Annotated in this window: 14 protein-coding genes and 2 pseudogenes; 8 read left to right on the forward strand and 8 right to left on the reverse strand. The window is 71.2% G+C overall.

All coding sequences use genetic code 11. From position 1 onward, the window contains the following. The first annotated feature begins 7 nt into the window (after nucleotides 1-7). Nucleotides 8-1270, forward strand: coding sequence for an AAA family ATPase (locus ACSMTC_RS33915; RefSeq protein ID WP_436563571.1), 1263 nt, complete (start codon nucleotides 8-10; stop codon nucleotides 1268-1270). Beyond that, entirely contained in the window at nucleotides 1267-2526 is a 1260-nt protein-coding gene (locus tag ACSMTC_RS33920; protein WP_436563572.1) for a vWA domain-containing protein, read from the forward strand. The genes ACSMTC_RS33915 and ACSMTC_RS33920 overlap by 4 nt, the downstream gene beginning before the upstream one ends. A gap of 315 nt (nucleotides 2527-2841) precedes the next feature. On the opposite strand, the gene ACSMTC_RS33925 is transcribed toward ACSMTC_RS33920, so the two are convergent. Continuing rightward, on the reverse strand, nucleotides 2842-3822 hold the full coding sequence (locus tag ACSMTC_RS33925; protein ID WP_436563573.1) for a pirin family protein: 981 nt from the start codon (nucleotides 3820-3822) through the stop codon (nucleotides 2842-2844). A gap of 92 nt (nucleotides 3823-3914) precedes the next feature. Between ACSMTC_RS33925 and ACSMTC_RS33930 the strand changes: the two genes are divergently transcribed. The 3 genes from ACSMTC_RS33930 to ACSMTC_RS33940 all read left to right on the forward strand — a co-directional run bounded on the left by ACSMTC_RS33930 (nucleotide 3915) and on the right by ACSMTC_RS33940 (nucleotide 7070). After that, nucleotides 3915-4415, forward strand: a complete 501-nt coding sequence (locus ACSMTC_RS33930; protein WP_436563574.1) for a carboxymuconolactone decarboxylase family protein — start codon at nucleotides 3915-3917, stop codon at nucleotides 4413-4415. Nucleotides 4416-4701: 286 nt separating this feature from the next. After that, nucleotides 4702-5208, forward strand: a complete 507-nt coding sequence (locus ACSMTC_RS33935; protein ID WP_436563575.1) for a Dps family protein — start codon at nucleotides 4702-4704, stop codon at nucleotides 5206-5208. Between the two features lie 158 nt (nucleotides 5209-5366). After that, nucleotides 5367-7070 (forward strand): NAD-dependent malic enzyme, encoded by a 1704-nt coding sequence (locus ACSMTC_RS33940; protein WP_436564890.1) that lies wholly within the window; start codon nucleotides 5367-5369, stop codon nucleotides 7068-7070. Between the two features lie 68 nt (nucleotides 7071-7138). On the opposite strand, the gene ACSMTC_RS33945 is transcribed toward ACSMTC_RS33940, so the two are convergent. The 7 genes and pseudogenes from ACSMTC_RS33945 to abc-f all read right to left on the reverse strand — a co-directional run bounded on the left by ACSMTC_RS33945 (nucleotide 7139) and on the right by abc-f (nucleotide 15449). Beyond that, complete coding sequence (locus ACSMTC_RS33945; protein ID WP_436563576.1) at nucleotides 7139-8485, reverse strand: amidase; 1347 nt, start codon at nucleotides 8483-8485, stop codon at nucleotides 7139-7141. 382 nt (nucleotides 8486-8867) lie between these two features. Beyond that, nucleotides 8868-11180, reverse strand: a complete 2313-nt coding sequence (locus tag ACSMTC_RS33950; protein WP_436563577.1) for an ABC transporter permease — start codon at nucleotides 11178-11180, stop codon at nucleotides 8868-8870. A gap of 490 nt (nucleotides 11181-11670) precedes the next feature. Further along, on the reverse strand, nucleotides 11671-12201 hold the full coding sequence (locus ACSMTC_RS33955; RefSeq protein WP_436563578.1) for a hypothetical protein: 531 nt from the start codon (nucleotides 12199-12201) through the stop codon (nucleotides 11671-11673). Nucleotides 12202-12341: 140 nt separating this feature from the next. Then, on the reverse strand, nucleotides 12342-12905 hold the full coding sequence (locus ACSMTC_RS33960) for a CGNR zinc finger domain-containing protein (protein WP_436563579.1): 564 nt from the start codon (nucleotides 12903-12905) through the stop codon (nucleotides 12342-12344). A gap of 81 nt (nucleotides 12906-12986) precedes the next feature. Then, nucleotides 12987-13589 (reverse strand): annotated as a pseudogene (locus ACSMTC_RS33965) (ATP-binding cassette domain-containing protein); the annotation flags it as partial. Nucleotides 13590-13629: 40 nt separating this feature from the next. After that, nucleotides 13630-13803 (reverse strand): annotated as a pseudogene (locus tag ACSMTC_RS33970) (hypothetical protein); the annotation flags it as partial. Nucleotides 13804-13814: 11 nt separating this feature from the next. Beyond that, nucleotides 13815-15449: a ribosomal protection-like ABC-F family protein gene (gene abc-f / locus ACSMTC_RS33975; protein ID WP_436563580.1), complete on the reverse strand. Its 1635-nt coding sequence runs from the start codon at nucleotides 15447-15449 to the stop codon at nucleotides 13815-13817. A 492-nt stretch (nucleotides 15450-15941) separates the two neighbouring features. Between abc-f and ACSMTC_RS33980 the strand changes: the two genes are divergently transcribed. The 3 genes from ACSMTC_RS33980 to ACSMTC_RS33990 all read left to right on the forward strand — a co-directional run bounded on the left by ACSMTC_RS33980 (nucleotide 15942) and on the right by ACSMTC_RS33990 (nucleotide 19032). Continuing rightward, nucleotides 15942-16664 (forward strand): molybdopterin-dependent oxidoreductase, encoded by a 723-nt coding sequence (locus ACSMTC_RS33980; RefSeq protein WP_436563581.1) that lies wholly within the window; start codon nucleotides 15942-15944, stop codon nucleotides 16662-16664. Beyond that, nucleotides 16612-17292 carry a cytochrome b/b6 domain-containing protein gene (locus ACSMTC_RS33985; RefSeq protein WP_436563582.1) on the forward strand — a complete coding sequence of 227 codons (681 nt, stop codon included), beginning with the start codon at nucleotides 16612-16614 and terminating at the stop codon, nucleotides 17290-17292. Before ACSMTC_RS33980 ends, ACSMTC_RS33985 begins: the two co-directional genes overlap by 53 nt. 120 nt (nucleotides 17293-17412) lie before the next feature. Beyond that, a complete protein-coding gene (locus ACSMTC_RS33990) occupies nucleotides 17413-19032 on the forward strand; it encodes a tannase/feruloyl esterase family alpha/beta hydrolase (RefSeq protein ID WP_436563583.1) in 1620 nt (539 codons plus the stop codon). Nucleotides 19033-19063 lie beyond the last annotated feature (31 nt).

Consider the following 19063-nt stretch of genomic DNA (forward strand, 5'->3'; position numbering starts at 1 on the left):
CTCAGACATGTCCAGGCACGCTCCGTCCGCCGCAACCAGCACCCCCTCCGACCCGACCCGCACCTCCCAGCTCGGCGTCGCCGACGAGCTGCTGGCCATGCTGCGCGACACCACCACCGAACCACGCCCCGACACCCAACTGGAGGCCCTGACCCTGGCGGTGGCCGCCGACCTGCCCGTGCTGCTGTGGGGCGAACCGGGGATCGGCAAGACCGCCGCCCTGACCCAGCTCGCCGCAGCGCTGGACCTGCCGCTGACCACGGTGATCGCCAGCGTGCACGAACCGTCCGACTTCTCCGGTCTGCCCGTCATCGGGGACGATCCCGCCGAGCACGGTGTCCCGATGGCCCCGCCGGACTGGGCCGTGCGACTGGTCCGGGCCGGCCGGGGCCTGCTGTTCCTGGACGAGCTCTCCACCGCGCCGCCCGCCGTGCAGGCCGCCCTGCTCCGACTGGTGCTCGAGCGACGGATCGGCGCCCTCCAACTACCGCGCGGAGTAAGGATCGTGGCCGCTGCCAATCCGCGATCCTCGGCGGCCGACGGCTGGGAGCTGAGCCCGCCGCTGGCCAACCGGTTCGTTCACCTCCACTGGACGCACGACCACGAGGTCGTGGTCCGCGGCCTCGGTGGGACCTGGCCCCTGGCAAGCCTGCCCCTGCTTGACCCGGAGAGGTTGTCGGAGGCCGTGGCTTTCGCCCGCCGTGCGGTGTGCGGGCTCCTCGCGGCCCGTCCCGGGCTCGTGCACCGGCTGCCCGACAGCGAAACCCGCCGCGGCGGCCCCTGGCCGTCACCGCGCAGCTGGGAGATGACCTTGCACCTGATCGCCTTCGCGACCGCGGCCGGCTCCTCCCGGGACGTACTCTCCCTGCTGGTCAGGGGCACCGTGGGGGACGGCCCGGGGCTGGAGCTACTGGCCGGTCTGGACCGGATGGACCTCCCGGACCCCGAGACGCTGCTCGCCGACCCGGCCGGTGCCGTCATACCCGAACGGGGGGACCTGCGCCAAGCCGTGCTCGACGGTGTCGTGGAGGCGGTCCGCAAGCGCCCGGACAAGTCCCGTTGGGACGCCGCGTGGGAGCTCCTGGCCAGGGCGATCGAGACCGGAGCCCCGGACCTGGTGGTCGTCCCCGCGACCACCCTCGCCACACTGCGCCAACAGGACTGGGACGTTCCGGCATCGATAGAGCGGCTCGCCGGCGCGGTATCCCTGTCCCGGCGAGCAGACCGCGCGGCAGCCCAGGCCGCGGTCGCCGCGAAGGCCGGCCGATGACCGCGGCCGCACCGAGGGCACTGGACCGCGACAAGCTCTTCGCCGCCCGACTGCACGCCGCCCGGGCCCGGCCCTACCTGGCCACGGCACTGTTCGCCCTGCACACCGTGGAGTCGCGGCGGGTCCTGACGATGGCCGTCGACCGGCACTGGCGCTGCTACGTCTCGCCGGCCTTCGTGGCCCGCACGCCGGTGGAGGAACTGGCCGGAGTATGGGTGCACGAGGTGTCCCACCTGCTGCGCGACCACCACGGGCGCAGTGACCGGGTCGCCCGTGAGCGTGGGCTGACCGGCCCGGGGGAACGGCTGCGGATGAACATCGCCGCGGACTTCGAGATCAACGACGATGTCTTCGGCGACGGACTGATCCGACCCGAAGGTGCCGTCGAGCCGGGAACCCTGGGGCTGCCCGAGGGGCATCTCATGGAGGACTACCTGCGCTGGTTCCAGCTCGGGCCGAGAACGCAGAGCCTGGCCTGGCTGGACTGCGGCAGCGGCGCCGACGGACTGGAACGGGAGTGGGACCTCGGAGCGGACGGCGCGCACGGCCTCAGCGAGCAGGAACGGGACGCGGTCCGGTTCCGGGTGGCGCAGGGCATCACCGCCCGCCCGGGAGACAGCCCGCAGGGATGGCGGCGGTGGGCGGAGGAAGCGTTCCACCCGCCCCAGCCATGGCGGGAGTTGCTGGGAGCGGCGGTCCGCTCGGCGACCTCCGGCGCCGGCGCGGGCGAGGACTACACCTACGGCCGGCCGTCGCGCCGCTCAGCCGGGGTGCCCGGCGCCGTGCTGCCGAGCCTGCGGCGCAGGCCGCCGCGGGTCTGCGTGGTCATCGACACCTCCGGGTCGGTCAGCGACGCCGAACTGGGCAGCGCGCTCCTCGAAGTTGCCGCGATCTCCCGCGCCGTAGGCGGCCGTCGCGACCTGATCACCGTGCTGCCGTGCGACGCCGCGGCCCAGACCGTGCATCCGCTGTGCCGTGCCGAGGGAATCCCGCTGATAGGCGGCGGGGGCACGGATCTGCGCACCGGCTTTGCCAAGGCGCTCCAAGCACGCCCCCGACCGGATGTCATCGTGGTCCTGACCGACGGGCAGACACCCTGGCCGAGCACCCGGCCACCGTGCCGGACGGTCGTGGGCCTGTTCCCCCGGCAGCAGACAGCCCGCTCGTGGGACGAAGACGACCCCGACTACGTACCTGACTCACCGCCCCCATGGGCGCGAGTGGTCGAGATCGGATCAGCTCCCGCTGCCCGGTGAGTCAGCCCCCGGTGACGTCCCGCCCCTCCAGCAGCGAGGGGCAGCTCCGACTCGACACGAGACGCAGGTCAATTCCTGAAACTGGTCCAGACCACTTACCTGATTGCCCATCAGGAAAGTCAGCAAAAGGTCAGCATCGATCCGACTGGACCCTGTCACACATGCCCAAACATATGACTTGAGTCACTCCCAAAGAGAGCTTTCGCAGTGATCAACAAGACCGCCTGGTGGCCCGCCCACCGGGGTGCGGCGGGGCATCCAGTCCCGACCGATCAGCGACACTCCGACGCGCCCCTCAGAGCGAATCTCCGCAGATCAGCGCGCCCGTCCGCGCGGCTTCAGCGGCACCGAAGGCAGCACGGGAGCGGGAAGCCGAGCGCCCGCGTAGCCGTGCACCTCCCCGAACCGGTCCCCCTTCTCCCAGTCCTCCCGCGCCTGTGCGATCTCCTCCGTCGAGCGTCCGATGAAGTTCCACCACATGACGATCTGCTCCTCGAAGGGCGGGCCGCCGAGCAGGATCGTCCGGGCCTCGGTGTCGGTGGTGTTGGTGAGGGTGAGCGTGGCGGTGCCGGGGGCGAGGTAGCCGAGTTCGGCGGGCCGGAGCGGGGTGCCCGCCATCCGGACCTCGCCGCGGTCGACGAGCAGGCCGTGTTCGAAGGCGGGGTCCACGTCGAGGGTGACGGTGGCGTGCGGGTCGAGGGTGAGTTCGGCGCCGAGCAGCGGGGTGAAGGTCGGTGCGGGGGAGGTGTCGCCGGCCAGGGTGCCGAGGAAGACCCGGGCCTCGCCGCCGTCCAGGGGTACCGGGCGCGGCACGTGGTGGTGGAAGTCCCGCTCGGTGTGCCGGTGTTCCTCGGGCAGCGCCACCCAGAGCTGGACGCCGTGCAGGACCGTGGTCGCCGGGGTCGAGACCTCGGAGTGGCAGATGCCGTGACCGCCCGTCATCAGGTTCAGCTCGCCCGGCCGGACGAACGCGTGGACGCCGAGGCTGTCCCGGTGCTCGATCTCGCCGGTGAACAGCCAGCTCACCGTCTGCAGCCCGGTGTGGGGGTGCGGGGCGACGTCCATCCCGCCGGTCTCGGCGACGTCGTCGGGTCCGTAGTGGTCCACGAAGCACCAGGCGCCGATCAGGGGCCGGGAGCGCTGCGGCAGTGTGCGCCGTACCGTCATCGCCCGTGGTCCGCCGAGCGGGACGTCCCGTGCGGGCAGGACCTCCACCCGTGGTGCCCGCGCTTCGGCCCTTCCGTCCGCCGGGGCGTCGCCGCGGGGCTCGACGGAACCGGTCTCGATGGTGCTCACGATGTGCTCTCCCACTTCCCCAAATGGTTGTATCTTCAACTATCATGCCATGGCGAAGTGCCGTCCGACAGTGAACCGCCGGAGGAGTTCCCGTGAGTGATGTGACCAGCGATGTGACCGTGGCCCCGGTGCGGCGGCGGGTGTTCGTCGACAAGCAGAGCCCCAAGGCCTACCGGGCGCTTGTCGCTACCGCCGAGTCGGTCCGCGCGGGCGCGGAGGAGGCCGGGCTGGACCGCAAGCTCGTGGAACTGGTCAACCTGCGGGTGTCCCAGATCAACGGCTGCGCCTACTGCCTCAACGTGCACACCAGGGCGGCGCTGCAGGCGGGTGACACCGCGCAGCGCCTGGGCACGCTCCCGGCATGGCGCGACACCGAGCTGTTCACCCCGCAGGAGCGCGCGGCCCTCGCCCTGGCGGAGGCGACCACCACTCCGGCGGACGCCGCGGCGCAGGAGGACGCCTACAGCGCCGCCCGCCAAGTCCTGACCGACGAGCAGATCTCCGCCGTCATCTGGGTGGCCATCGCCATCAACGCCTTCAACCGCGTGTCCATCCTGAGCAAGCACCCGGTGCGCCCGATCCCGGCGCAGTGACAGCACCTCATCCGTGGAGGGCGTGGGATCGACGCGGCGCGGTAGTCGTCGAGCGGTCCGCCGAGTACCCGGCGGCACCGAACTGTCGCGGCGGGCGGCGAAAACCGCTGCTCAGCCGCCATGCGGCAGAGGGGGCATCCCTCACGGGCGACGCCGACGCGACCGGGCGGGAGGGCGGCCGAACGCCGGGTGGCGGCGCAGGGGGACCTTCGTAGGATTGTTGGCGTCAGCCACCGGGCCTCCTGTTCCGGGGCCCGGTCTCCTGTGCTCTCGAAGGAGAGATGCCATGACCGCTTCCTCTGCCCCCGGGGGCTCCCGGCGTTCGGGGACCGATGTCGCCGGGTTCACGGCCTCGCCGCAGCTCGCCCGAGCCTTGCAGCAGATCGTGGTGGACCTGGTCGAACTGCACCTTCAGGGGAAGCAGGCCCACTGGAACGTGGTCGGCCACAACTTCCGGGACCTGCACCTGCAGCTGGACGAGGTCGTGGACGAGGCCCGGGAGGCGGCCGACACCATCGCCGAACGCATGCGGGCTCTCGGGGCCTGCCCGGACGGCCGTACCGACACCGTGGCGGCGACCACCTCACTCCCCGGGTTCCCGGAGGGCGAGCAGAGTGTGAGCACCGTGGTCGACCTCGTCACCGTACGCCTGCGCGCCACCGTCGACACGCTGCGCACCCACCGCGACCAGGTCGACAGCGAGGATCCCTCCACGGCCGACCTGCTGCACGGGATCATCGGCTCGCTGGAGAAGTACGCCTGGATGGTCAGTTCGGAAAACCGATCCGCCTGAGACCCCACGTGTCGTCGGCCGGTGCCGCCGGCTCGCCTCCGGACATAGGCGATGCCTGAGGGGGCATCAGAGCGCCGGGAGCGCGGCGGAGTGGTTCGGCGACGCCGAGCGCGATCGGCTGACTGGTCGTCAATTCACAGGAGAAAGTCATGAATTCGATGCCGACCAGATGGAACGCCCGTTATCGGCGATGGGACACGGAGGCCAGGGGCCGGGCCGTGCTGGCCGATCCCCGGCTGAACAAGGGCACCGCCTTCACCAAGGACGAACGGCGGGCACTCGACCTCGTCGGCCTCCTCCCGCCGCAGGTGCTCACACTTGAGCAACAGGCCTCCCGCGCCTACGCGCAATACCTGGCGCAGCCTGACGACTTGGCCAAACACGTCAACCTGACCGCCGTACACGACCGCAATGAGGTGCTGTTCTACCGGCTGGTCGGCGAGCACCTGGACGAAATGCTGCCGATCGTCTACACCCCGACCGTCGGCACCGCGATCGAGCGCTACAGCTCCCAGTACCGGCGGCCCCGAGGGGTCTACCTGTCGGTCGACGCGCCGGAGGACATCGAGCGTTCGCTGCGGGCCACCGGACTGGGGCCGGACGAGGTCGACCTGATCGTCACCACCGACGGCGAGGCGATCCTGGGCATCGGCGACTGGGGGGTCGGCGGCATCAACATCTCGGTGGGCAAGCTCGCCGTGTACACCGCCGCGGGCGGCATCGATCCGGCCCGCACCCTGCCCGTGACGCTCGACGTGGGCACCAACCGCAAGGAACTGCTGGACAATCCGTCCTACCTCGGCAACCGTCACCCCAGGGCCGACCGGGAGACCTACGACGCCTTCGTCCAGACCTACGTGGACACCGTGATCCGGCTCTTCCCCGGCGCCCTGCTGCACTGGGAGGACTTCGGGCCGGACAACGCGCGGCGCATCCTGGCGCGCTACCGCGATCAGGTCCTCACCTTCAACGACGACGTCCAGGGCACCGGTGCGGTGAACCTGGCGACGGTGCTGTCCGGCGTGCGGGCGAGCGGCATGGCGCTGCGGGAGCACCGGGTGGTGATCTTCGGCGCGGGCACGGCGGGTGTCGGCATCGCCGACCAACTGCGCGACGCGCTCATCGCCGACGGCCTGACCCCGGGCGAGGCCACCCGCCGGATCTGGTGCATCGACCGGTACGGCCTGCTCACCGACGACATGACCGGCCTGCGGGACTTCCAGGCCCCCTACGCACGCCCCGCGGACGAGGTGGCCGACTGGGCGCGTGACCCGAAGATCGGCGGCATCGCCATGGCGGAGGTGGTGCACCGGGTCGAACCGACGGTTCTCATCGGCACCTCCGGCCAGGGCGGCGCCTTCACCGAACCGGTCGTCCGCGAGATGGCCGCATCCGCCCGCCACCCGATCATCCTGCCCATGTCCAACCCCACACCGCTCTCCGAGGCGACGCCCGCCGATCTGCTCGCCTGGACCGACGGCCGGGCCCTGGTAGCCACCGGCAGTCCCTTCGCACCGGTGACCCACGAGGGCACCACCCACCGGATCGGCCAGGCCAACAACGCACTGATCTTCCCCGGCCTCGGCCTGGGCGCCATCGTGGCCCGAGCCACTCGCATCACCGACGGCATGCTCGCCGCAGCGGCCCACGCGGTCGCCGCACAGGTCGACCCGACCACCCCCGGCGCGCCGCTGCTGCCACCCACCCAGCAGCTGAGGGAGACCTCCGCAGCCGTGGCCGCGGCGGTCGCCCGCAGCGCCGCCCACGACGGGGTGGCCCGCGCCTCCGTCGGCGACGAGATCGAGACCCAGGTCCGCGCGGCCATGTGGCGGCCCGACTACCAGCCCGTACACGCGATCTGACCGCACCGGACCGCCGTCCGTCCGGGGCCCTGGCACCGCCCGCCGCCGGCGTACCTGTCGCCGCGACGTCAGTAGCCGGGAGGCCTCGTGAACGCGGGCAGAACGCCCGCCTCCTCCATCTCGGCGGCGATGTCCAGCAACCGTATGTCCGACCAGCGGGGGCCGACGATCTGAACACCGATCGGCAGGCCGGCCTCGTCATGACCGGCGGGTACCGTCAGCACGGGCAGCCCGGCGAGGTTGGCGAACACCGACTGGCGTTCCTGTCCGGCGTCCGCCGTACTGTCATGGGGGAACGCGGTCGTCGTCGCGGGAGGAAGGATCAGCGCGTCGAACGCACCGAAGTAGTCCTCCCACGCGCTGATGAAACGGTCCCGCCGGTCCAGTGCGGCCAGATACCAGGCCAGGGTGCGGTGCTCGTCGGCGAGGCGGGCGCCGGGGTCGAAAACCCCGGTGACGGCCGCCATCAGGTCGTCGGAGAGTTCCTGATCGTCCCCGTCCGTGTCCGGCAGCCGGTCTTCCACGTGTGCCCCGGCATCGGAGACGCGGGCGGCGATCCGCTCGACCTCGGCCCGCAGAGCGGCCGCGACGTTCGCCCCCGGCAACGCCGTCACCGCCGCCAGCCGCAGCCCGGGCAGCGCCCGCCGTCGGCGCAGGTGGAGCGGCACGGGCGGGACTTCAGGGTCCTGCCCGTCGGGCCCCGCGATCAAGCGCAGGACGAGTTCGAGGTCGTCCAGGTCGCGTGCCATCGGGCCGAGTGACATCAGGATCCGGAGCGACCGCGGCGTGCCTGCCAGTGGACGCCGGAATCCGGTCAGCGGAATCCGGCGCTCGGTGGCCATCAACCCGTAGACGCCGCAGAAGTGCGGCGGCAACCGCAGCGAGCCCCCGAAATCCGAGCCGACCTCGATCGGCGTCAGCCCCGCCGCGAGCGCCGATGCGCCCCCGCCGCCGGAACCACCGGGTGTGCGGTTCACATCCCAGGGGTTGTTGGTGCGCCCGAAGATCGCATTGTCGGTCCGGTACTCCGTGAGCAGGGGCGGCACGTTGCTGTGGCCAAGGATGACGGCGCCCGCGGCCCGCAGTCGGGCGGCGACCGTACCGTCACGCTCGGGAACGCGGTCGAAGAGTTCGGTGCCGAGCGTGGTGCGCAGCCCCGCCACATCGTGACCATCCTTGAGGGTCATGGGAACTCCGTGCAGTGGCCCCGGGTGTTCCCCTCGCTCCAGGAGGCGGTCGGCGTCCGCCGCGGCCTGGCGGGCCCGGTCGAAGTCGGCCGAGACGACTGCGTTGAGCGTCGGATTGAGCCTTTCGATCCGGCTCAGGTAGGAGTCGAGGACCTCGACGGCGCTCAGTTCCCGCCGCTGCAGGCGATGTGCGAGCACCCTTGCCGGCAGATAGCACAAGTCGTCCATCGCTTCCCTCCTCCTTGCTTCCGTAGCCTTCCTTGCTTCCGTGGCGCGCCTTCGCCGATGCCGACCCCCTTCCTGCCGTCGAAACCTCCGCAGCGCCTGCAACGACGTGCACAGCCGCACCGATGCCGTGCAGGGGCCCGAACCGCCGGCCGACGCGGTGGGCCCGCCCGGTGGGGTGCGCGGGTCACGGGCTCGGTCGCCGGTGTCAGCGGTCGTCGCGCCGCCGGAGGTACGTGTCTGTAAATCGCAGCACAGAGCGCCTCGAAGTTCATCCCGGCGCACGTCGGCGGGATCGAGGGCCGGTCGTCCTCACCGGGGTTGTGCGGTGCCGTCCCCGCGCATGACGCGGATGCGAGGTCGCGCCCGGCGGGAAGCGCGGGTGTCACTCGTTGTGCAACACCTGCGCGATGGTGAGCCGGGCCGCGGAGCGCGCCGGGATGAGCGCACCGAGTACGGCGATCACCAGGCCCGCGAAGGCCAGCAGGACGAGCAGCGGTGTGTGCCAGACGTCCAGCATCGATGCCGGGAGGTCGATCTGCGCCGCGCGGACCATCACCGGCACCAGCAGGCGGTGTGCGAGGACCCCGAGCGGGAGGCCGATCACGCTGCCGACCGCGCCCAGGCCCGCCATCGAGGTCACCATCATCACCGTGACCTGCCGGGGTGTCATACCGATGGACTTGAGCATGCCCAGGTTCCGGCGGCGCTCGCGGGTGGTGAGCACCACGGTGTTGAAGACACCGAGTGCGGCGACCGCGGCCAGCATCAGGGTGAAGAGTGACGCGAAGCTGACGACGGTCAGGGTGCCCTGGTTCAGTTCGTCCGTGTGCTTCACGGGATAGAGGCCGGGGCCGGCCGCCTTCCTGAAGGCGGCCACGAAGGCTTCGGCGTCGGCGCCCGGGGCGAGCTGGACCATGTAGTCGCGGGGCCGCGGGCCCGGTGCGAGCTGCGTCAGGGTGTCCCAGTCGGAGAGCACACCGTCGGGGTCGAAGGCCATCAGCTGGCCGACGATGGTCACCGGGACCTGCCTGGCTCCCAGATCCACGGTGAGCCGGTCGCCGACCGCCAGACCGCGCTGCCTCAGGAAGCCTCCCGAGACGAGGATCTCACCCGGCCCGTCCAGCCAGTGTCCCTTGACCATCGTGTAGTTCAGGCTCGCGGAGTCCCCGCGCAGGAACAGGCCGTTGAGACTCCGGGTGGAACCGGCGAACTTGACGTTCTGCCACGCGTCGGCCGTGACGCGGACCGCACCCAGGGAGCGCATGAGGGCTTCCGTCCGGGCGTCGCTCAGCGTCGGTGCGGGCTGATCGGGGCGACGGCCGCCGACGGCCACATCGACCTGGTAGGTGCCGTTGTGTTCCTCCGCGTTTCCATAGGCGGTCATCGTGTTGGTCAGGCCGCTCGCGAGGGTCACGGTGGTGACGCCGAGGATGATGGCCGCCATGGTCAGTGCGGTGCGCGCCGGGCGGGCGAAGGGCAGGCCCAGCCCCAGGCTGACCGAACGCGGCAACCGGGAGGCACCGAGCCGGCGTTGGACGCCCAGCCCGCGTCCGGCCCGTGGGGCGCTGCCCGCGCTGATCGCCTCGGCCGCGGAGAGCCGGTGGGCACGAAGGGCGGGGCCGAGTGCGGCGAGCGCGACCACCGTGGGCATGCCCAGCAGTGCGAGGGCGTCCACCCGGTAGGCGACGCTCACGCTCTGCACCCCGAGCCCCTGGAACGCGCTGAGCAACAGGGGCTGGGCCAGGAGGTTGCCGAGAGCGGTGCCGGTCAGGCAGCCGAGAATCGCGGGAACGGAGATCATCAGGACGTAGACCGCAGCCACCTGGTTCGGCGTGAAGCCCAGAGCCTTCAGGACCCCGATGTGCCTGAGTCCCGAGACCACCGCGCCACTGACCACGTTGGCGACGATCAGGACGGCGACCACCAGTCCGAGGACGCCGAACGTCATCAGGAACGGGACGTAGGCGTCGGTCCGGGCGGCGATGGTCTTCTTCAGGGCGAGGTAGGACTGCGATCCGGTCAGCGAGTCCTGGGGCAGGCCCGCGGTGACCGTGGCCAGGCCGGCGCGGATGTCCTCGTCCGTCGCGGAGGCGGAGAAGCGGTAGAGCATCTCGCTGGTCTTCGGATGCAGGGCCGTGAGCTGGCCGGGCGTCACCCACGCAGCCGCCGACTGGCTCACGCTGGAGGCGAAGCCGACGACCCTGAGTTTCGAGCCGTCAGGCAGTGGGATCGCATGGTCCGGAGGGAACGACGCACCGTAGCCGGAAGGGTTGCTGTTCAGGACGGTCTCGCCGGGGCCGGTGGGCCAGTGGCCGGCCCACAGGTTCAGATGGTCCACCGGGCTGTCCGGGCCGGCCCGGCCCACCACCGTCAACGGGCCCGCCGCGAAACCCGGAGTCCCGTCGGGCACATTGACGACGGTCTCGGCGAACGGGCCGGCTGCGGCCTTCACTCCCCGACTGTGGGCCGTCTTCGCCAGTTGCGCCTCCGACACCCTGGAGCTGTCGAAGGTGGCCACGACGTGCGCGCCGTGCTGCTGGGAGAACGCGTCGTCGAAGGGGGCCGCGGCAGCCGCCATCAGCGCGAGTGCGACCGTGATCGTCGTGGTGGAGAGCAGGACGACGATGCCGATGATGGTCGTCTGCAGCCTTCGGCGCTTCACGGCTGCCCGTGAGGCCCGCCAGACGGCGCTCATGCGGCCCGCTCCATCGTGCTCCCGCGCGCCACGTGTCCGGAACTGTCGTCAGAGGTCATGCAGACAAGCTAGAAGCGCGGTTGCCGCCGGATCGTCCTTCCCCGGAGGTAGCTTTCCGCGGCCGTCATTCGCGAGATGTACAGCGCCGGGGCGGACGACCCGGCGCGATTCCCCGCATGCCCGCCGGCCCGGCGCCGCTGGGGCTCCACCGGGTCCGATGCCCGTGAGCAGCCGCTGCCCCGGCCACACGGACGTACGGAACCCGGGGCCACCTTTCCCGCTGTGGGTCGCACATCACTACTTTGACCGGTGACGTGTGAAAGCTGCCATCCCGGTCACCATCAAGGCCGGCGCTGCCGTCTGATCCACCCGGTGGTGGGTCCCGTGCCCGTTCTTCCGGCGCGGGACCCGCACCCCTCGGTCACACCCGCACCGCCGGCCGGGGAACGAGGGCAGCGCACGCCCGCACCAGCGGGACGCATCAGCTGGGTCAGCCGGCCTCGCCCGACGCGACCGCGCCCGGCCTCACCAGGGTGTACAGGACGGAGCGCTGCTGCTTGTGCCGCTCGATGCGGCCCTTGGCGACGAGGGCTTCCAGGGTGTTCCGTACCACCTGGGGCGTCGGGTTGCGCCTGGGGTACTTCTCCAGGAGTTCCTCCCGCAAGTCCTTTGCCAGGCACGGCTCGTCGTGGTGGCCCAGCAGATCCGCCAGGAGGTCGCCGAGCAGGGGCTGCTGCGCCTTCCCCTTCGTGCCGCCCTTGGCCGCGCGGGCCGCCGGAGCGCTACCGGTCGGCGCCGGACGCCGCGAAGCGGTTCGGGAGGCGGGCCTCTGCTTCGCGACGAGTGGCTCGCCCTGCATCTGCTCGGGCAGCCGTGACGGGTCCGAGAAGCCCTCGTACCGCTCGGCGAGGCTCAGGATCTCCGCCAGGAGGGCTTCCTCCTGCTTCAACACCCGTAGCTCTTCCGCCAGTTCCTGCTGTCGCTGGTGGTTCTTCTCGAGGTCCGACGCGGCTTGTTCCACGTACCGGGACCGGAGCGTGGAAGCTGGTTGGCGGGTCACTGCCGTTCACTCCCTAGGCATGGATGGTGTTGCGCATGGTACCCATGCCGGGGCTTCCGTGCAGACGGGTGGCGACGCCGGACGGCTCGTCGCGCGCGGGGCTACCGCGCGCTCATCGCGGGTGAGGTCTTCTTCCGCGCGCGGTAGGCGGCGGCCTTGATCCGGTTGCCGCAGGATTCCATGCCGCACCACTGGCGCCGCATGCCCCGGGAGCGGTCGAGGTAGATCCGCGTGCACTCCGGGTTGCCGCACTCTTTCATCAGGGAGACGTCCGAGCCGCTGAGGAGTTCGACGGCGTGCCGCGCGACGGTCGCGAGGGCCTGTGCGGGGGTGGCCTCGTTGTACCGTCCGGCCACGGTGAGCTGAGGCGTCACGGGAGTCCTGCGTGCGGCGCCGTTGAGCACGGCGAGCGCCTCGCGGTCCAACTCCTCGCCGAAGAGGCGGTTGCTGACGAGCCGGTAGACGGCCTCGCGCACGGTCCGCGCCTCCCGGACGTCATGCTCGTCGCCGGGCGTGATCGCGTCCACGAGTCCGCACTCCAGGTACCAGGCGTTCAGCCGCTCCGGCGTCACGAACATCTCGAACCGGATCGAGCGCCGCGCGCGGAAGGTGGCGGCGAAGTCGAGCGCCGGGTTCCCGCATACGAAGACATGGTTGAGGTCCACATCACCATCCTGACAGGTGACTATGGTGGGCGCAAGAACCGTCACCGCTCCTGGGGTGCCGCCCGGTGGAGCGTGACCGCCCTACAGCCGGATCCCGCGACCCTGCCACCGCCGGCGCAGCCAACGGTCGTGGCTCGCGAGGACGATCGCGCCGGGCCCGGTCTCCAGGGCCGCCTCCAGTTCGTCGCACAGGCGCGGGGAGAGGTGGTTGGTGGGCTCGTCCAGCAGCAGCAACTGGGGCGGGTGGGCCACCAGAAGGGCCAGCGCGAGCCGTCGGCGCTGCCCGACGGACAGTCGGCCGAGGGGCTTGTGCAGGTCAGCCTCGTGCATCAGGCCGAGCGAGCCCAGCGGCACCTTCTCGGCCCGCGCCGGGCCCAGTGCCAGCTCGTAGGTGTCGTGGACCGTGCGGTCGGGCCGGTCGAACACGGTGTCCTGAGCGAGCAGCCCCACCGTCAACCGGTCCCGCCTGCGCACCTCGCCCTCGGCGGCGAGACATCCGGCGAGTACGGCCGGCAGCGTCGACTTGCCCGCTCCGTTGCCGCCCGTGACCAGCAGCCGGTCGGTCGCCAGAGCGTCCAGCGCGAGCCGGCCGGGCACCCGTACGTCCCGGAGGGACACCAGGGGCCGCGGGTCCTCCTCGGCGCCCGCGGCCAGTGCTCCGGCGGTGAACCGCAGCGGGCGCGGCCCGGAGCAGGGCGGACTTGCCGACGCCGTTCTCCCCGATCAGGCCGGTGCGGTGACCGGGGGAGACGGTCAGACAGACGCCGTCGAGGACGCGACGGCCTCCCAGGTCGCGGACGAGGTCATGGGCGAGCAGAGCGGGCTGGGGCACAGGGAACCGTCCAACGTGATCGGTGGTGGGCCCGCCGGGCACGGTGCCTCGGACGGGCCACGCCATGCGCCGGAGGCTCACACCGCGGGGGCTCCCGTCTCCTTCAGCGTCCCGTCGGCCAGCCGCAGCCAGCGGTTGACCCCGATCTCGGCGAGGAACCGCTCGTCGTGGCTGACCACCAGGAAGGCGCCCTGGTAGGAGTTGAGCGCGCTTTCGAGCTGGCCCACGCTGACCAGGTCGAGGTTGTTGGTCGGCTCGTCGAGCAGCAGCAGGTGGGGGGCCGGTTCGGCGCACAGCACGCAGGCCAGGGTGGCGCGCAGACGTTCGCCGCCGGAGAGCACCCCGACGGGCAGGTGGGCGCGGGCACCGCGGAAGAGGAAGCGGGCGAGCAGGTTCATCCGCTCCGTCTCGGTCCGCTCGGGCGCGAACGCGGCGAAGTTCTCCGCCACGGTGCGGTCCGGGTCCAGCAGGTCCAGGCGCTGCGAGAGGTAGGCGATCCGGCCGTCGCCGCGCTTGATCTCGCCGCCGTCCGGGGTGAGGTCACCGGTGATCAGGCGCAGCAGGCTGGTCTTCCCCGCGCCGTTGGGCCCGGTCAGCGCGATGCGCTCGGGGCCGCGGATGTTCAGGTCGACGCCGCCGTCGGTGAACACGGAGCGGTCGGCGTGGCGGACCCGCATCCCCTCGCCGAGGAAGAGGTTGCGGCCTGCGGGCACCTGGGTGTCGGGCAGGTCCAGCACCAGGCGCTGTTCCTCGCGCAGGGCGCGGCCGGCCTCGTCGAGGCGGGCCTTGGCCTCGCCGACCCGAGCCGCGTGCATCTGGCCGGCCCGGCCCGCGGACTCCTGTGCGCCGCGCTTCATGTTGCCGGCGAAGATGCGTGGCAGGCCGGCGTTCTTGAGGTTGCGGGCGGCGTTGCTCGCGCGGCGATCGGCGCGTTCGCGGGCCTGCTGCATCTCCCGCTTCTCCCGCTTCAGCTCCTGTTCGGCGTTGCGGACGTTCTTCTCGGCGACCTCCTGCTCGGCGCGCACGGCTTCCTCGTAGGCGGTGAAGTCGCCGCCGTAGAGCCGCAGTTCGCCGCCACCGAGTTCGGCGATGCTCTGCATGCGGTCGAGCAGCGCGCGGTCGTGGCTGACCAGCAGCAGGCAGCCGTTGAAGTCCTCCAGCACGTCGTAGAGCTTGTGCCGGGCCTCGGCGTCGAGGTTGTTGGTCGGCTCGTCGAGCAGCAACACGTCGGGGCGCTTGAGCAGTTGGGCGGCGAGGCCGAGGGAGACGACCTGGCCTCCGCTGAGCGTGCTCAGGCTGCGGTCCAGGGAGAGGCCGGCCAGGCCGAGGCGGTCGAGCTGGGCGCGGGTGCGCTCCTCGATGTCCCAGTCGTCGCCGATGACGGTGAAGTGCCGTTCGTCGACGTCCCCGGCCTCCACGGCGTCGATGGCCCGGACGATCTCGGCGATGTCGAGCACCTCGGCGACGGTGAGGTTGTCGGTCAGCGGGAGGCTCTGCCGGAGGTAGCCCAGGGTGCCGCCGACCGACACCGAGCCGGTGGTGGGCTTGAGTTCACCGGCGATCAGCCTGAGCAGGGTGCTCTTGCCGGAGCCGTTGGGGGCGACCAGGCCGGTACGGCCGGTGGGCACGGTGAAGGACAGGTCGTCGAAGACCGGGGTGTCGTCGGGCCAGGCGAAGGAGAGGTTCGAGCAGACGATGGCGGCGTCGGACATGGAAGCGACCTCGGAAGAGACTGAGGGCAGGACTTGGACTTCTGCCCTGGGCAGACATGGGAAAGGGGTACGACGAAGCGGACCACTTCGGCGGCGCTCCTGAGCACCGGCCGGTGGCCGTCAGATCCGGATCTCACCCGGAGATGTCGTCTTCACCCACCACGTCTGCGACTCCTCGATCACTCGGTTCAGGTCAACCAACACCGTATCAGGTGTCGTTGCCCGCCCGGCTGTCCAGCTGCCCGGCCGGGTTCGTAACCGTCCGGGGGTACACGCATGCGTGCGCATCGACAGGCCTTCCGTGGAGCTCCTCCGTCGTCGCGTTGACAGCCCATGGCAGCCATGCCAGCATCGTCACCGGTTGAACCGGTGACGATGCTGGAGCGAGCGGCTCGACGGTGTTCACACGTGTGTATCTGCCCGTGACCGGGGCCGGCCTGAGTGCGGCCGCCCCCGCCGGGACCGCCGCGACCGAGAAGGAGCGCACTGACCATGGCGGGAAAGCCGAAACGGAGGGCCGAGGGCGCGCCGGTGGGACGCCGAGTGGTGCTCGGCATGCTCGGTGCGGGCGCCGCGGGTCTCGCCGCCGCACCGTACCTCCAGCGCGGCTGGGAGAAGTTCCTGGCCGCAGCTTCCGAGCACGACGCGACGGGTCTGACCGGCCTGCTGCCCGACCCGGGCGGCTTCCGGTACTACAGCGTCGTCGGCTCGGTGCCGCACAAGGACGAGACCGGCTACGAACTGCGGGTCGACGGACTGGTGGAGCGGCCGAAGACCTACACGCTCGGCGAACTGCGCGCGATGCCGCAGACCCGGATCGTCCACGACGTGCTGTGCACGGACGGATGGCGTGTGGACGCGACACCCTTCGAGGGGGTGAAGCTGGCGGACCTCCTGGACGCCGCCGGAGTCCGCTCCCCGGGCGCGGCGGTCCGTTTCACCTGCTTCGACGGCGCCTACACCGAGAGCCTCACCCTGGAGCAGGCCCGCCGCTCGGACGTCCTGGTGGCGCTGAACATGCAGGACAAGCCCATCACCCACGAGCACGGCGGACCGGTCCGCCTCTACGTGGCGCCCATGTACTTCTACAAGTCGGCCAAGTGGCTGTCCGGAATCTCGGTCACCGACAAGGTCGTTCCCGGCTACTGGGAGGAGCGCGGTTATGCGATCGACGGTTGGCTCGACGACGCCGACCGGCACGACGGAGCGGCCTGACCCCTCCGGCCGGGTCCGCCGCTTCGGTACCGCCGAGCGCCTGGTCCACCGGGCCACCGGCTGGCTGATGCTCGTGTGCCTGGTCTCCGCCGCCTGCCTGTACCTGGGGCCGTTGGCCCAACTCGTCGGGCGGCGCCACCTGGTGGCCATGGTCCACAAGTGGTCGGGCATCTCCCTGCCGCTGCCCTGCCTGCTCGGACTGCTCTCCGCCGAGTTCCGCGCGGACCTGCGCGGGCTCAACCGCTTCGCGCCGTACGACCGGCGGTGGCTGCGGGCCGTTCGCAGGCGCTGGACGTCGCCCGAGGAGCGCCCGGCCGGCAAGTTCAACGCGGGTCAGAAGCTCTTCGCGGGCTGGATCGCCGGCGCCGTGCTGGTGATGGCGTCCACCGGTCTGCTGATGTGGTTCAGGGGACTGCTGCCGTTCATCTCCCGCACCAGCGCGCTCTTCGTCCACGACCTCCTGGCCTGGGCGATCGCCTTCGTTCTCCTCGGGCACGTGCGCAAGGCGTTCGAGGACTCCGAGGCGAGGCTCGGGATGCGCACCGGGCACGTCAGTCGCGCCTGGGCGGAGCGGCAGCACTCCCGGTGGCTGCGCGAGGAGGCGCACCCTGACCGGTCGGACACCTGAATACCACCTCTTCGTCACCGGTTCAGCCGGTGATGAATTCTGGAACGGTCATCTATTCATGTCTCGTGCACATGTCCCGGCGCGGCCGGGCGCACACCTACTCTCTTGGAAGGGAAACCCATGAGGCGACTTCTGACCGTCCTCGCGGCCGGCGTGCCGCTGGCTCTGGCGGTGAACCTGCCGATGGCGTCGGCGGACGCCCGGAGCAGCTCCGTCCCCGCGGCGTTCACCTGCTCGACGGCGTCCGTGAAGGCCCCCGCCGGTACCGAGGTGGATTCCGTGACGGCGGTCCGCCAGGAGGGCGGCACCATCGACGGAACCGGGATCCTGGGCGGCACGGTCACCGGTGTCCCCGCCTACTGCGAGGTGACCGTCACCCTCACCCACTCCGGCGACAACGACCGTGCCAAGGTTCGGACCTGGCTTCCCGTCAACGGCTGGAACGGCCGCTTCCAGGCGATCGGCGGCAGTGGCTACGCGGCCGGGGACAACGGCGTCGGCCTGGCCACCGCAGTCAGGAACGGATACGCCGCGACCACCACCGACGCCGGGATCGGTGACGCCCTCGACACCGCCTGGGCGTTGAACGGCAAGGGAGAGGTCAACACCGCGCTGCTCACCAACTTCGCCTCCCGCTCCCAGCACGAGGCGGCGATCGTCGGCAAGCAGGTCGTCGCCGCGGTCTACGGCGAGCGTGCCTCCTACTCCTACTTCAACGGCTGCTCCACCGGCGGACGCCAGGGCTACATGGAGGCCCAGCGCTACCCCGCCGACTTCGACGGGATCCTGGCCAACGCGCCCGCCGTCAACTGGGACAGGTACCAACTCGCCACCCTGTGGCCGCAGGTGGTCATGAACAACGAGAAGACCTACCCGTCGCCCTGCGAGTTCAAGGCCTTCACCGGCGCGGCCGTCAAGGCCTGCGACCCGCTCGACGGTGTCAGGGACGGCCTGGTCAACGACGCTGGGCGGTGCGACTTCGACCCGCGACGGCTGATCGGCACCAAGGTGGTGTGCGATGGCAGGGAGCTGACCGTCACCGCCGCCGACGCGGCCGTGGTGCGCAAGATCTGGGACGGCCCGCGCACCGCTTCGGGCAGGAAGCTGTGGCCCGGCGTTCCGGTCGGAGCCGACCTGTCGGCGCTGGCCGGCACCACCGCGCCCGACGGGAACGGCGTCGTCAAAGGCATGCCGTTCCCCGTGCCCCAGCGCTGGGTCGCGACCTGGCTGGAGAAGCAGCCGTCGTTCGACGTCTCGACGATCACCTACAGCCAGTTCACCCGGCTGTTCGAGCAGTCCGAGGCCGAGTACGGCGGGATCATCGGCACGGACGACCCCGACCTGTCCGCCTTCCGTGACCTCGGCGGCAAGCTTCTCACCTGGCACGGCCAGACCGACCAGTACATCCCCACCCAGGGCACCGTCGACTACCGCCGGCGGGTCGAACGGAAGATGGGCGGCTCCGAGCGGGTCGACGACTTCTACCGTCTCTTCCTCGCCCCGGGCACGGTCCACTGCGGCCTCAACCGGGGCGACGGCACCACCGACGACCTCGGTGCGCTGACGGCCTGGGTCGAGCAGGGCAAGGCCCCCGGGACGCTGCCCGCCACACTGGTCAGCTCCTCCGGCCAGAGCGTCACCCGTGACCTGTGCCGCTACCCCCAGGTGTCCCGCTACCGGGGCCACGGCGATCCCGCCGTCGCCTCCAGCTTCCGCTGCGTGCTTCCGCCCCGGCACTGATCCGGCGACCACCCGACCACCCGAGAGAGGC

The sequence above is a fragment of the Kitasatospora sp. HPM-01-4 genome, from assembly GCF_051374625.1.
Lineage (GTDB): Bacteria > Actinomycetota > Actinomycetes > Streptomycetales > Streptomycetaceae > Kitasatospora.